The 12,916-nt window shown below is 66.2% G+C and carries 17 protein-coding genes; 10 read left to right on the forward strand and 7 right to left on the reverse strand.

The genetic code is table 11. The annotated features are described in order from the left end of the window. The first annotated feature begins 12 nt into the window (after nt 1-12). Nucleotides 13-621, forward strand: coding sequence for a 16S rRNA (guanine(966)-N(2))-methyltransferase RsmD (gene rsmD / locus LOC56_RS06910; protein ID WP_229951571.1), 609 nt, complete (start codon nt 13-15; stop codon nt 619-621). On the opposite strand, the gene LOC56_RS06915 is transcribed toward rsmD, so the two are convergent. Then, nucleotides 618-1,409 (reverse strand): spermidine synthase, encoded by a 792-nt coding sequence (locus LOC56_RS06915; RefSeq protein WP_229951572.1) that lies wholly within the window; start codon nt 1,407-1,409, stop codon nt 618-620. The two genes, rsmD and LOC56_RS06915, sit on opposite strands and share 4 nt — an antisense overlap. Next, on the reverse strand, nt 1,406-2,659 hold the full coding sequence (locus tag LOC56_RS06920) for an aminotransferase class I/II-fold pyridoxal phosphate-dependent enzyme (protein ID WP_229951573.1): 1,254 nt from the start codon (nt 2,657-2,659) through the stop codon (nt 1,406-1,408). Before LOC56_RS06920 ends, LOC56_RS06915 begins: the two co-directional genes overlap by 4 nt. Before the next feature lie 40 nt (nt 2,660-2,699). Here LOC56_RS06920 and coaD point away from each other — a divergent pair, with 40 nt between their 5' ends. Then, the gene (coaD, locus tag LOC56_RS06925) at nt 2,700-3,182 is read left to right on the forward strand and encodes a pantetheine-phosphate adenylyltransferase (protein ID WP_229951574.1); all 483 of its coding nucleotides are present in this window, start codon (nt 2,700-2,702) and stop codon (nt 3,180-3,182) included. On the opposite strand, the gene LOC56_RS16090 is transcribed toward coaD, so the two are convergent. Beyond that, the gene (locus LOC56_RS16090) at nt 3,179-3,760 is read right to left on the reverse strand and encodes a YdcF family protein (protein ID WP_229951575.1); all 582 of its coding nucleotides are present in this window, start codon (nt 3,758-3,760) and stop codon (nt 3,179-3,181) included. The two genes, coaD and LOC56_RS16090, sit on opposite strands and share 4 nt — an antisense overlap. A gap of 240 nt (nt 3,761-4,000) precedes the next feature. Between LOC56_RS16090 and LOC56_RS06935 the strand changes: the two genes are divergently transcribed. The 4 genes from LOC56_RS06935 (at nt 4,001) to mutM (ending at nt 6,571) form a co-directional block, all read left to right on the forward strand. Next, nucleotides 4,001-4,567 carry a YceD family protein gene (locus LOC56_RS06935; protein WP_229951614.1) on the forward strand — a complete coding sequence of 189 codons (567 nt, stop codon included), beginning with the start codon at nt 4,001-4,003 and terminating at the stop codon, nt 4,565-4,567. Nucleotides 4,568-4,569: 2 nt separating this feature from the next. Continuing rightward, the gene (gene rpmF / locus LOC56_RS06940; protein WP_146364453.1) at nt 4,570-4,773 is read left to right on the forward strand and encodes a 50S ribosomal protein L32; all 204 of its coding nucleotides are present in this window, start codon (nt 4,570-4,572) and stop codon (nt 4,771-4,773) included. A gap of 85 nt (nt 4,774-4,858) precedes the next feature. Continuing rightward, on the forward strand, nt 4,859-5,566 hold the full coding sequence (gene rnc / locus LOC56_RS06945) for a ribonuclease III (protein WP_229951576.1): 708 nt from the start codon (nt 4,859-4,861) through the stop codon (nt 5,564-5,566). A 12-nt stretch (nt 5,567-5,578) separates the two neighbouring features. After that, the gene (mutM, locus tag LOC56_RS06950; protein ID WP_229951577.1) at nt 5,579-6,571 is read left to right on the forward strand and encodes a bifunctional DNA-formamidopyrimidine glycosylase/DNA-(apurinic or apyrimidinic site) lyase; all 993 of its coding nucleotides are present in this window, start codon (nt 5,579-5,581) and stop codon (nt 6,569-6,571) included. Here mutM and LOC56_RS06955 read toward each other — a convergent pair. Genes LOC56_RS06955 through LOC56_RS06965 form a run of 3 tightly spaced genes read right to left on the reverse strand, consistent with a single transcriptional unit; the run spans nt 6,507 to nt 7,776 of the window. Further along, nucleotides 6,507-6,959: a VOC family protein gene (locus LOC56_RS06955; RefSeq protein ID WP_229951578.1), complete on the reverse strand. Its 453-nt coding sequence runs from the start codon at nt 6,957-6,959 to the stop codon at nt 6,507-6,509. The two genes, mutM and LOC56_RS06955, sit on opposite strands and share 65 nt — an antisense overlap. 47 nt (nt 6,960-7,006) lie before the next feature. Further along, a complete protein-coding gene (locus LOC56_RS06960) occupies nt 7,007-7,306 on the reverse strand; it encodes a winged helix-turn-helix domain-containing protein (RefSeq protein WP_229951579.1) in 300 nt (99 codons plus the stop codon). Beyond that, nucleotides 7,306-7,776, reverse strand: coding sequence for a hypothetical protein (locus LOC56_RS06965; protein ID WP_229951580.1), 471 nt, complete (start codon nt 7,774-7,776; stop codon nt 7,306-7,308). Before LOC56_RS06965 ends, LOC56_RS06960 begins: the two co-directional genes overlap by 1 nt. 135 nt (nt 7,777-7,911) lie before the next feature. Here LOC56_RS06965 and LOC56_RS06970 point away from each other — a divergent pair, with 135 nt between their 5' ends. From LOC56_RS06970 to LOC56_RS06985, 4 genes are all read left to right on the forward strand, one after another. Then, on the forward strand, nt 7,912-8,478 hold the full coding sequence (locus LOC56_RS06970) for a winged helix-turn-helix domain-containing protein (protein WP_229951581.1): 567 nt from the start codon (nt 7,912-7,914) through the stop codon (nt 8,476-8,478). Nucleotide 8,479: 1 nt separating this feature from the next. Next, nucleotides 8,480-9,565, forward strand: coding sequence for a serine hydrolase domain-containing protein (locus tag LOC56_RS06975; RefSeq protein WP_229951582.1), 1,086 nt, complete (start codon nt 8,480-8,482; stop codon nt 9,563-9,565). Then, a complete protein-coding gene (locus LOC56_RS06980) occupies nt 9,565-10,350 on the forward strand; it encodes a hypothetical protein (RefSeq protein ID WP_229951583.1) in 786 nt (261 codons plus the stop codon). The genes LOC56_RS06975 and LOC56_RS06980 overlap by 1 nt, the downstream gene beginning before the upstream one ends. A gap of 121 nt (nt 10,351-10,471) precedes the next feature. Continuing rightward, nucleotides 10,472-12,052 carry an HNH endonuclease gene (locus LOC56_RS06985; protein ID WP_229951584.1) on the forward strand — a complete coding sequence of 527 codons (1,581 nt, stop codon included), beginning with the start codon at nt 10,472-10,474 and terminating at the stop codon, nt 12,050-12,052. 41 nt (nt 12,053-12,093) lie between these two features. On the opposite strand, the gene LOC56_RS06990 is transcribed toward LOC56_RS06985, so the two are convergent. Next, complete coding sequence (locus LOC56_RS06990; RefSeq protein ID WP_331460917.1) at nt 12,094-12,912, reverse strand: serine hydrolase domain-containing protein; 819 nt, start codon at nt 12,910-12,912, stop codon at nt 12,094-12,096. Nucleotides 12,913-12,916: the final 4 nt, after the last annotated feature.

A 12,916-nucleotide genomic window follows, 5' to 3' on the forward strand; every position in this document is an offset into this window, starting at 1 on the left:
TAAAGTGAAGGCATGAGCCGCATTATTGCCGGGGCTGCCGGCGGATCCTCCTTGTTCAGTGTTCCGGGTGACGGAACGCGTCCCACCACGGACCGGGTGAAGGAAGCCCTCTTTTCCCGCCTGGAGTCCTACGGCATCCTGCAGGAAGCCCGCGTGCTGGATCTGTTTGCCGGGTCCGGTGCCCTGGGTGTGGAGAGCGCCAGCCGCGGTGCGGCCGCCGTCGACCTGGTGGAGCTGGCAGACAAGCCCGCGGCGACCTGCCGGCAGAACGCGGAACTGGTCAACAAGATCCTGGGCCGGACCTGCGTGAATGTGCACCGGGCCAAGGCCGAGACCTTCCTGCTCCGGGTCCCGGCCGACGTGCGCTGGGACGTGGTGTTCATCGATCCGCCCTACGCGTTTACCGAAGCCGAGCTGGCTACCGTCCTCACCCCGCTGGCCGGGCACCTCGCAGTCGGTGCGGTAGTGGTGCTCGAGCGCTCCACGCGTTCCCCCGAGCCGGTCTGGCCCGAAGGCCTGGAGCGTTTCAGCGAGCGTAAATACGGTGAGACCACCCTGTGGTTCGCCGAACCTGCCGACGACGACGCCGAGTCCGACGACGCCGAGGCAGCGGAAGCCTAACCTGCGAAGCGGTCCAGGTCCTCGCCCGTCAGCACTGCCGCCGGGTGCGGGCCGGCAGCCAGGAGCTGCTGGGTCCACTCGGCGGGCCAGGGGAACCGGGTTGCCCCGAGCACAATGTTGCCGGGATAGCGCCCCGTGAACATGTCCCGCTGCGCCAGCGCCGCGACGTCGCCCGCTGTCTCCATGCCGCCCGTACCCAGCGCGGCCTGGACTTCGCGGATCTGCCGGCGGGCGAAGGCCAGCGGCGGATCGTCCCCGACGTTGACCAGCAGCACCCCGGCGGGGGAGAGCAAGGCAATCAGTTCGGCGTAGAAGTCCGACGTCGCCAGGTGCGCGGGTGCATCGGGGCCGGCGAAGATGTCCAGCACAATGGCGTCGAAGGACCGGCCGGCAAAGCGGTCCAGTGATTCCCGGGCGTCTCCGATGACGGTCTCGAGCCGGGTGCCCTCCGGCAGCGGAAGGTGCGCCAGCACGAAGTCCAGCAGTTCGCGTTCCAGCTCCACCGCCGCCTGCTCGGACCCGGGGCGGGTGGCCTGGAGGTAACGGGTGAGGGTCAGCGCCCCGGCACCCAGATGCAGTGCATGCAGCGGCTCCCCGGCCGGTGCGGCCAGGTCCAGGACGTTGCCTATCCGGCGCAGGTACTCGTAGGAGATATCCTGCGGGCGGGCCATGTCCACGTGGGACTGCTCCGCGCCGCCGATGCTCAGGATGTAGGCGCCGGGGGTGAAGCCGTCGTCGGTGATGGTGGCGTGGGCGCCGATGCCCCGCAGCAGCCGGGACGCGTTCACAGCAGCCCGCCCAGCCGGGCGAGACGCTCGGAGGCCTGGTCCAGGACGTCCGTTTTCTTGCAGAAAGCGAACCTCAGCAGCGACCGGGTGCGCTGCGCTCCTTCCGCGTGGCAGAACACGGCCACCGGAATGGCCGCCACGCCGATCAGTTCCGGCAGCCGCCGAGCCAGTTCCGTGGCGTCGGTAATGCCCAGGGGTGAAGTGTCGGCGGTAACGAAGTACGTTCCGGCGGAGGGCAGGACCTCCATCCCGGCCGCCCGCAGCCCGGAACCGAGCAGGTCCCGCTTCGCCTGCAGCGCGGCCGCGGCGCCGGTGAAGTAGGAATCCTCCAGTCCCAGGCCGACGGCGACCGCGGACTGGAAGGGGGTGCCCGAGGTGTAGCTCAGGAAGGTCTTGACGGTGCGGACCGCTGCCACCAGCGGCGCCGGGCCGGTGAGCCAGCCGATCTTCCAGCCGGTCACGGAAAATGTTTTGCCCGCCGAGGAAATGGTCAGGGTCCGTTCCGCGGCACCGGGCAGCGTTGCTACGGGGATGTGCACCGGCCCGAAGGTCAGGTGTTCGTAGACCTCGTCGGTGACGATCACGGCGTCGTGCTTTGCCGCCAGGTCCACAATCTGCTGCAGGACCGTGCGGGGGAGGACGGCGCCCGTGGGGTTGTGCGGGTTATTGACCAGCACCACCCGGGTGCGGTCGGTGAACGCCGCTTCGAGGGCGCCGTCGGCGGGGAGGAAATGCGGTGCCTCGAGGGCGACGGTGGTGTGCGTGGCACCGCTGAGCCCGATGACCGCGCCGTAGGAATCGTAGAACGGTTCGAAGGTCAGCACCTCGTCTCCGGGACCCGTCAGGGCCAGGAGGGCCGAGGCAATGGCCTCCGTGGCACCGGTGCTGACGATGACCTCGGTGTCCGGGTCCACATGCAGCCCGTAGAACCGTTCCTGATGAGCGGCGACGGCGTTGCGCAGGACCGGCAGGCCCTGTCCCGGGGCGTACTGGTTGGCGCCGGAGGCAATGGCCTCCCGCGCGGCGGCGAGCATTACGGCCGGGCCGTCTTCATCGGGAAAACCCTGGCCGAGGTTGATGGCTCCGTGCTGTCCGGCGAGGGCGGTGATTTCCTCGAAAATGGTCACCCCGAGATTGCCGTCCGCCGCGAGCAGGTTGGCTCCCGCGGCGGTCCGCTGCCAGGGCTGGGCGGCGGCGGTGCCGGTGCCGGGCCGGGCGCGGAGCAGGGACGCGGCTGTGCTGATACTCATTCCTCAAGTATTACCCGCCCGCACCCGGTAGATTCGACCTATGCGACGCGCTGTATGCCCCGGTTCCTTTGATCCCATCCACAACGGCCATGTGGAGGTGATTGCCCGTGCGGCAACCCTCTTCGACGAAGTCATCGTGGCGGTGTCCACCAACTATGCGAAGAAATACCGTTTCAGTGCCGAGGAACGCCTGGAGCTGGCGGCGGAAACCTTTGAGGCGCTGGCCGGGGTTTCCGTCGTCCCCATGGGGGACGGACTCCTGGCCGACTTCTGCCGGGAGCACGGCGCCTCCGCGATTGTGAAGGGGCTGCGGTCCGTCCAGGACTACCAGTACGAACTGCCCATGGCCGTCATGAACAGGCAGCTCACCGGTGTCGAGACTGTCTTCCTGGCCGCGGAAAGCAGCTACACCCACCTTTCCTCGTCCCTCATCAAGGAAGTGGCCTCCCTGGGCGGCGACATCGCCGGCTATGTTCCCCCGACGGTGCTGAAGCGCCTGACGGAAGGCTGGACGGCAAGTTAGACCGGGTTGGCGCAGGCGGGGCGGATCAGTCCGGCTGCCACGGCGCCGGTCTCTTCCACGAAACGGCCCAGCCACTGGCCGGGTCCCAGCTGCGGAGCGGACTCCACCATGGTGATGTTCGCAGCACTGCACTGCTCCAAGTTCAGTTCCGCGCGGGTCACGTGATAGCGCGAAGTCACCACAATGATGTCCGTCCAGCCGTTGTCCTTCGCCAGCCGGGCGACGGCGCGTGCCTCGCCGCGGGTGGTCATTGGGTCCGGGGAGAAGCAGACAACGCGGGGGTTGAGGTTCCGGGCGCAGACTGCGTCAGTTTCCTTGTTTCCGGGCGTGGACGTGGCAGAGAGGACCAGCGTGGGTGCGTATTCCTGCTCCATTAGATCCAGTCCCACCGGCAGGCGCTCGCTGCTCGCGCCGGCCAGGACGACGACGGCGTCCGCCCCTGCGGGTTCGGCGGCACTGGCCGAAGGATAAACAAACAGGATCGACGCCACCAGGAGCCAGACCGCAAAAAGGCACAGGGCCGCCGTCGTGCAGTGTCGAAGCAGCCGGCGCCCCAGGAACCAGCGAAGGATTCTCACGCTCCCACCCTAGGGGACCGCACTCCCTGCAGCCGTGAAGCGGCACCCCCTGGAGTCCGATTAGCCGGATGCCCTGTGGCGGGTAAACTGGTCTGTGGAGCACGTGCCCGCACGTGTTCCTTGGCTGCGGTGCAGCCGCAGTTTGAGAGATTCCGGCAAGTCAGGCTAAGATGATATGTCGGTCTATGTTCTACAGGAGTTCTCATTAGCGAATTTTCGCGGTCCAATCCGGAAACTCCCCTGGCTATCAACGTCAGGGACCTCGGGCGCAGCCCGGGAACGATGCGGACCTTGCATGAACATGTACCGGCACCGAAAGACTTCGGTGTTGCGCTTATCGGCGTTCCGGAAGGATCCGGCCTCGAGATCGATCTGAGGTTGGAGGCCGTGCACGAAGGGATTCTGGTATCCGGCGTAGTAATCGCCCCCGTAAAGGGCGAATGCGGCCGCTGCCTGAAGCCACTCGCGTACGACCAAGAAGTCGATGTGCAGGAACTCTTCTACTACGAGGACGCTGAGTCCTTCGAAGAAGAAGATGAAGAAGAGCAACACCGGATCGAGCGAGATGTCATCGATCTTGAGCCGGTATTGCGGGACGCAGTGGTTCTTACCATGCCGTTCCAGCCGGTGTGCCGGGAAGACTGCGAAGGCCTTTGCTCCGAATGCGGAGCGCGCCTTGAGGAGGATCCGGGTCACCACCATGAAGCAGTGGATCCTCGCTGGGCAGCCCTCGCCGGGCTGACCGGCACGGCCGCAGAAGATACTGCGGCACCAAGTACAGAGTCAGACGAGAGAGAAGAGAGTTAGCCGTGGCTGTTCCGAAGCGGAAAATGTCCCGCGCGAATACACGTGCACGCCGGTCCCAGTGGAAGGCGACCGCGCCCAACCTGGTGAAGACCGTGGAGAACGGCCGCGTCACCTATAGCCTGCCGCACCAGGCCAAGGTCGTAACCGACTCCGCCGGCACTGCGCTGTTCCTTGAATACAAGGGCCGCAAGGTCGCGGACGTCTAAGACCAGTGTTCGGCCCGGTTTTGCGCATCATTAGTGTTGTTGCGGACGGGCACGTGAATACTGCTTTTCGGGTTGTATCCAAAAAGTGAAGAATACTGAAGAGCTTATGAAGCGTCTCGGTGTCGATATCGACGCCGGGACGCTTCGTCTTGCACTCACGCACCGTTCCTACGCTTACGAGCAGGGCGGCATCCCCACGAACGAGCGCCTGGAATTCCTGGGTGACTCCATTCTGGGGTTCTCGGTAACCGATGCGCTCTACCGGGATAATCCTGATCTTTCCGAGGGGGAGCTGGCCAAGCGCCGCTCCGCCGTCGTAAGTACCCGTGCCCTCGCGGGCATTGCCCGTGGCCTGGGGCTGGGGGAGTACATCCTCCTGGGCCAGGGCGAAAAGCTGACCAACGGGCGCGACAAGTCCTCCATCCTTGCGGATACCACCGAGGCAATCATCGGTGCCGTGTACCTGGATCACGGAATTGAAGCCGCGCGCCAGATGGTGATGCGCCTGGTTGGGCCGCTGCTGTCCAACGCCGAGGCGCTGGGTGCCGGTACGGACTGGAAGACCAGCATCCAGGAGATCGCTGCCGGCCGGAAAATGGGCGACATTGAATACCGGGTCTCCGGATCCGGTCCCGACCATTCCCGCAGCTTCGTTGCCGTCCTGCATATCGGCGACAAGGCCTACGGCACCGGCGTCGGCCATTCCAAGAAGGAAGCCGAGCAGGAAGCCGCCGCTGCCTCCTGGAAGATGATCAACGCTAAGGGAGCCGACTCCGCGGCTGCCGGTTCCTAGGCACTTCCGGCGATGCCTGAGCTTCCCGAAGTCGAGGTGGTCCGCCGCGGACTGGCGTCATGGGTCCGCGGCCGCACCATCACCGGCGTCGAAGTTGTGGATCCCCGTTCCGTGCGGCGCCATGCGCCCGGCCCGGCCGATCTTGTCGCCAACCTTGAAGGCGCGGTGGTGGCCGACGTCGTGCGCCGCGGCAAGTTCCTCTGGCTGCCGCTGCTCGAGTCGGCTCCTTCGCCGGCCGGCGCGGCTTCCGGGGCGGACGACGTCGTCGTGCCCCCTTTTGCGCTGATGGCCCACCTCGGCATGAGCGGGCAGCTGCTGATGGAGGACTCGGTGCTTCCGGATGAAAAGCACCTGAAGGTCCGGTTTACGCTCAGTCCCGCCGTTGACGCCTCCGGTGTTGCGATGCCGGACGAGCTGCGTTTTGTGGACCAGCGGATTTTCGGCGGCGTGTTCCTCACCGATCTGGTTCCGACGCCCGACGGCGCTCCCGGCGGCCTGTCCGAGACCGGACTTCCGCTCGTGGCAGCCGAGGCTGCCCATATTGCCCGCGACCCGCTGGATCCAGCGTTTTCCTTTGACGAGTTCTACCGTCGGCTGCGGCTGCGGAAGACCGGGATCAAGCGCGCCCTGCTGGACCAGGGGCTGATTTCCGGGGTCGGGAACATTTACGCCGACGAGTCCCTGTGGGCGGCACGCATGCACTTTGCCCGCGCCACGGACACCATGCGCCGGGCCGAAGCGCTGCGGCTGGTCGAAGCCGCCCGGGACGTGATGACCCGTGCCCTGGCTGCGGGCGGCACCAGCTTTGACTCGCTGTACGTCAATGTGAACGGTGCCTCGGGATACTTCTCCCGGTCCCTCAATGCCTACGGCCATGAAGGGCTGCCATGCCCGCGCTGCGAGGAGCTGGGACTGCACACTCTGATCCGGCGGGATTCGTTTATGAACCGGTCCTCGTACAGCTGCCCCGTGTGCCAGCCTCGGCCTCGGAACGGGCGCTGGTAGTTTTCCGTTCCACGAACTGGATCGGATGTCCGTCGAAGTCCTCGACGAATGCAACCCGCAGTTTTCCGTCCAGGAACGGGTGCGGTCCTTGAAGGGGCTTTGCTCCGCCCTCGAGCGCAGCCGTATAGGCGGCTGCGGCGTCGTCCGTCCAGAGCGTGAGGCACGCGCGGTGTCCGGCCGTGACCGGGGTGAGCCCGTGGGCTTCGGCCGCCGGTCCGGGCAGCGCGAGCCCGAGTTCGAAGCCTTCCAATGCCATTTCTATTTTGACGGGTGCTGTCCCTGCTCCCGTTGCCCTGAACTCTTCATTGAAGCCGAGGGCCGCGTAGAAGCGTGCCGCCCGCGCGACGTCGGCGACGAACAGAATGACCTGCGGATTGTAGATTTTCACGGCTGTCCTCATCTCGGGCGCCGGTAGGTTCACCGGCCGATTCAGCGCTACGGATTGAGCAGGTCCCCGGAGGCAGCCAGTTTGCGCAGCTCCTCGATATGGGCCTTGAATGCCTTTTGCCCGGCCCTGTTCAGGGCCACCCAGGTTCGAGTGCGCCCGTTCACGGAACCCTTGCGCACGGTAACAAACCCGGCCTGTTCGAGCACCTTGACGTGTTTGCTTAGTACCGAGTCGCTGAGCTGCAGTGCGTCTCGGAGTACGCCGAATTCGGCTTCGCCCACTTCGGCAAGGATCGAACAGATCCGCAGCCGGGTGGGCACATGGATGACCTCATTGAATCCGCCCATCAGCCGGCGCTCCGCAGCGCGCGTGCCAGCCGGGCATCCATGGCCGGTCCCATCACCAGTGTCAGGACCAATACGACGACGCCGGCGGCGTAGCCGATCCAGGCCCGGGAGTAGGTCGAGTGGAGCACAACGGCCGCGACGCAGACAAGCAGAAAAACAGCGACGTAGGTCCAGGACAACCCCCGGCTTCCCGGATGGGTGTAGACATCAACCACCACGCGGCCGCGGGTCTGGAGCATCGGCAGGACACAGAAGAGTATTCCGGACACGGCGAAGAGTCCGGTGGCCCAGCCGGCTTCCTTGGAGAAGACGAGGCCGATGACGAACATCGCCATTCCTACTCCCTGGGCGGGATAGAGCCATGCCGGTGACCGGACGTGCGGAGCCAGCGCCCGCTTGGACAGGGTGATGGATTCCAGGGCCTGGCGTGCTTCGTCGGGGGAGGGGCGGGGGCCTTGGGTGTGGGGCATGCCGAGAGCCTAGACTTTCCGCGGCGGAAAGGGAAGGGTTTCCGGTGCGGAAAGTCGCGGGAGCCTCCGCTGCCCTCTCGAGAAAAAAATTACGAAACTCTTGTAATTGTTTTGGAATTACGTAATTCTCTATCCATGACCGCACGAGACGACGCCCGGCTGCAGGCGCTGGAAGCACGCGTGGCAGCCCTGGAGCAACGCGCGGAAGCCGCCGAACCGACGTCGGGCGCGGAGCCCGCGTCGGCCGCGGACGCGACGTCGGCCGCGGACGCGACGTCGGCCGCAGACGGGGCAGACGTGTTCTGGGCCCTCGAAGGGGTGCGGAAGCGCCATCCCGAGCCGGGAGCCGTGCTGTTCACCGGCACCGCCACTACCGCCGCCGGTGCCCACTACGAGTACCAGTACGGGTTGGAGACCGGGCACCTGCTCGACGTCGACTGGACGCAGTTCGCTGACTCACTTGCCTCCCTCGGCCATCCCGTCCGTCTGGCTGTGCTGCGCGCCGTCCTCGGCGGAACCGAGACCGTGGCAGAGCTGGTGGAGGAACTGGGTTCCGGAACCTCCGGACAGATCTACCACCACGTTCACCAGCTGACCGCCTCGGGCTGGCTCGCACCGCACGCCCGGTCCCGCTACCAAATCCCGCCGGCCCGGGTCATCCCGCTGCTGGCCATTCTGACCGCTGCCTCCGGAGGTAACTGACATGTCCAAATACAGACGCATGACCGTGGCCGTCCTTGCCGCTGCAGCGGTACTGGCCGCCGGGCTCCTTGCTGCTCCGTGGACGCCGCGCCTGTCGACGCAGGTTTCCGGGGATGCAGCCCTCGCCGAGGCCGTCCGGCCCCTGCTGCAGAAACCTGCCGATGCGGTCAGCGTGGCCTACCTCGAAAACGGCGCCGTCCGGGTTGCCGGATTCGGTGCCGACGAGCGGACCGAGTTCGAAATCGGTTCGGTATCCAAGACATTCACTGCAGCGCTGCTCGCGGACGCCGTCGAGCGCGGCGAGGTGACGTTGGAGACCACCGTTGCCGAGATCCTGGGTCCGGAGCTGCGGGATCCGGAAGCCGAAATCGGCACCGTCACCTTGGCCGAGCTGGCCAGCCACCGTTCGGGGCTTCCCCGGCTTGCCACGGATCCGGGAGCGCTGGTCTCCCTGCTCGCCGGCACCGTCCTCCACCGCGACCCCTACACCGCCTCGCCTGCCGAGGTGCTGGCGCAGGCACAGTCTGCGTCGGTGGGGGAAAGGGGAACGGTGGCCTACTCCAACTTCGGGTATGCCTTCCTCGGGCAGCTGCTCGCCAAGGCAGCCGGGATGGAATACACCGATCTGCTGGAGCAGCGGATTTTCGAGCCATTGGGAATGAAGGACACGTACGTGCCGACGACGGCCGACAATCTGCGTCCCGATGCTCCGACCGGCCGGAATGCAAACGGACTGCCAGAGGGTGCCTGGACCGGCAACGGCGGGGCACCGATGGGTGGGATCCGGTCTACCGCAGCGGATATGTCGCTCTACCTCCAGGAACTGCTGGCGGACACTGCTCCGGGTGCCGGCGCCCTGGAACCCCAGTGGGATACCGGTGAGGACGGAGAGCAAGTGGGTCTGGCATGGTTCACGCAGGTCTCATCCTCGAGTGGGCGGGCCGCGACGTGGCACAACGGCCAGACCGGAGGTTTCTCCTCCATGGTGGCCATGGACCGTGAAGCGGGCACGGCAGTGCTGATCCTCTCCAATGTGGCCGTCGGGCAGGAAGAAGCTGCGTTGGCTTTGCTGAAGGAAGGTCTCTGATGACATTCAGCCTGATGTCCTGGATCCTCGTCGCCTGGCTGGTGGCGACGTGTCTGTCCGTGGCGGTTCCTGTCTGGAAGCGGGCGGGACAGCCTTCCGGCCCCAGTCGGAGGTCGCTGCTGGCCGGTTTGATGGAAGCAGCTTCGCTCGCGGGCCTTTTGCGGCTGGTGGTGCCGTGGACTCCCGGGTCGGTGGCCCTCTGGGTGGTGGCCGTGGTCGTTTTGGCGGCGGCTGTTGCCGGAGCGGTTCTTCGCTGGCCGGTGTTGCCGGGTCGGGTTGAGTCTCAGGGCCCGGTACGGGAGACGGCATCGGGGGCTTCAACGGGACCGGAGGACGCGGAGTCGGAGGGGTCGGAGCTGGAGGGCGCGGAGCTGGTTCCGGAGCCAGATATCCCTGCGGAGGCATCGGGTCAATCCCGGCGGCCGCAAAGCGCCACAGTGGGGACCGCCACAGCGGAGACCGAGGCAGGGCCAGTCGCGGCAGGGCAGCAAGGCACGGCCACGGAAGCCGCAGCGGTGGAGCGGTCCCGGCGGGCGTTCCTTCCTGTGCGGGAAAGGGCAGCCGCACCCGACACCGGGAAGTCCGACCCCGGTAGTCCCGACCCCGGGAAGTCCAACCCCGGCAGCCCCGACCCCGGAATGCCTCGCCTGCAGGCAGAGGCCGGGAAGCCTCGCCGAAAGTCAGAGGCCGGGAAGAAGATGAAGAAGGAACCCGGAAATCTCGCATTGGCTGGGAATGCGGCCCTGCTGCTCGCCGTCGTCGTGATTTCTTTTCTAGCTGGTTAGGGCCGGTTCGGCCGCAAAGGGCATCCGCCTGGAAGGCCTTGAAAGAGGATTGAAAAAACAGGTGGCGGAACAGGTATTTCTTCCCTAGCTCCGACGTTGGAGCCTCGATAGACTCGAACACATGTTCGAATACTCTCGCCCTGCAAGCCATCAGCGGACCGGCGGATTGACTGCCGGTACCGCGTTGGTGAACGCGTGGGTTGAGGTACTGGGGGAACAAGCTGAGGGCCTGCCCAGCGGGGAGCACGAAGACCGCGAGCTGATTGACCGGATCCGGGCCCTGGAGGAACTCAAAGCCGCAGCTTCGGCGGCACAGGCCCGGGCTGCTGCAGTGTTCGATGCCTCGCAGCGCCGGAAGCAGGCCGAGGCCGGAGCGCCGCGGGAGGAACTGGGCCGCGGTGTCGCTTTCCAGATTGCCTTGGCACGGAGGGAGTCACCGAGCCGCGGGGGACGGCTGCTGGGGTTCGCCAAGGTGCTGGCGGAGGAGATGCCATGCACTCTGCACGCGCTGACCCGCGGGAAAATCAGTGAATGGAGGGCAACGCTGCTGGTCCGCGAAACGGCTTGTCTGAGTTTGGAGGACCGGCGGCGGGTGGATGAAGAAGTGGCCGGAAATCCGGACGTGCTTGAAACACTGGGGGACCGGCAGATTATTTCCCGCGCCAGAGGTGCCGCCTACCGGCTGGATCCTTCGGCAGCGGTCAAGCGTGCGGCCAAAGCCGAATCGGAACGTTTTGTCTCCTGCCGTCCTGCACCGGACACCATGACCTACCTGACCGGGCTTCTGCCTGTCGCCCAGGGCGTGGGCGTTTTTGCCGCCCTGTCCCGTGAAGCGGACCGGCTGCGTGCCTCCGGAGATTCCCGGGGTCGGGGCCAGATAATGGCTGACACCCTCGTGGAGCGCGTGACCGGACAGGCCGAGGCAGGCCAGCTGAAGGTGGAAGTTCAGCTGGTGATGACGGATCGGACGCTGTTCGGCGGCGATTCCGAGCCGGCCGCGGTCCCCGGGTACGGCCCGGTGCCGGCGCAATGGGCAAGGGACCTGGTCCGGGGAAGGCGTCGGAGGCAGGAACCCGGGCGGGATACCCGTGGCGCCAAACCGGGAGAGGGCCGGGAACAACAAGACCGGGAATCGGGCCGGGAACCGAGCCTGGAGCAGGGCGCAGGGCGGACAACAAAGCGGGACAAACAAGACGAGCGCTGGCTTCGGCGACTGTACACAGATCCCGATACCGGAGAACTCGTTGCAATGGATTCACGGGCACGCCTGTTTCCTACTTCGCTGGGACGGTTTATCGCGGCACGCGACCAGACCTGCAGAATGCCGTGGTGCGGGGCGCCGATTCGGCATTTAGACCACATTCGTCCGCACCGTGACGGCGGGGAGACCAGCACTGCGAACGGCCAGGGACTCTGCGAGGCGTGCAACCAGGCGAAGGAAGCACCTGGTTGGAAAGCGCGAACGGTCGATACTCCAGGGAAGAGCGGACCGCACACAGTCGAGACCACCACCCCAACAGGGCACACCTATCGGTCCACCGCGCCGCCGCTGCCCGGAACCAGGGTTGAGAACAGCCAGGATGATCGGCTCGGAAGCGAGGAACGAGCGGGTGCAGCTACCGGATCCCGCGGGCGGTCAGGATCTCCGGCGCCGAAGGGTTTCCTTGAGCGCTGCATCGTGGACCTGGTATGGGCCGCATAGTTGGCGGACCCGCGGACCCGCGGACCCGCGGAACCAGGACCCTACCGGTCCGCCAGCTCGGCAAGAATCCCATCGGTAAAGGGAGGCCACACCTCGGCGGCCCAGGGACCGAAATCGCGGTCGGTGAGGCAGACAGCAGCAGCACGAGCCGCAGGATCCACCCAAAGGAAGGTTCCGGACTGGCCGAAGTGCCCGAAAGTGGCCGGCGAGCTGTTGGCGCCGGTCCAGTGCGGAGACTTCCGTGCCCGGATTTCGAAGCCAAGGCCCCAGTCGTTCTCCTTCTGCCGGCCGAAACCGGGAAGCACTCCCGCGAGGCCGGGAAAGACCACCTGCGTGGCTTCGGTCAGCCGGCCCGGATCCGTGAGCGTGGGAGCCTGCAGCTCGGCAGCAAACCTGCTGAGGTCCGCTGCTGTGGAGACGGCACCGGCAGCAGGGGAGCCCTCCAGGGTTGTGGAAGACATGCCCAGCGGAACCAGTACGCCTTCCCGCAGGTATTCCCCGAAGGCCATGCCCGTGGCCTGCTCCAGTGTCTCCCCGAGTACCTCAAAACCCGCGTTGGAATACAGGCGCCGGGTGCCGGGGGTGTAGCGGACCGTGCGCTCGCCGAAGTCGTAGCCGCCGGAATGGGCCAGCAGGTGCCGGACGGTGGAACCCTCAGGGCCCGCAGGCTGATCGAGTTCCAGGGCTCCCTCATCGAGGGAAACGAGTACGGCGTATGCGCTCAGCAGCTTGGTGACCGAGGCCAGTCGAAAACGGCGGTCCTGGTCGCCGGCAGTGCCGAGCACCTCGCCGTCGACGGTCACTATGGAGACAGCGGCATGGTCAACAGGCCAGGACTCGATCTTCTGCAGGCTTTTCACGGAA

Origin of the sequence: Arthrobacter sp. zg-Y179, from assembly GCF_020907345.1 — a bacterium.
Classification (GTDB): Bacteria; Actinomycetota; Actinomycetes; order Actinomycetales; family Micrococcaceae; genus Arthrobacter_B; species Arthrobacter_B jinronghuae.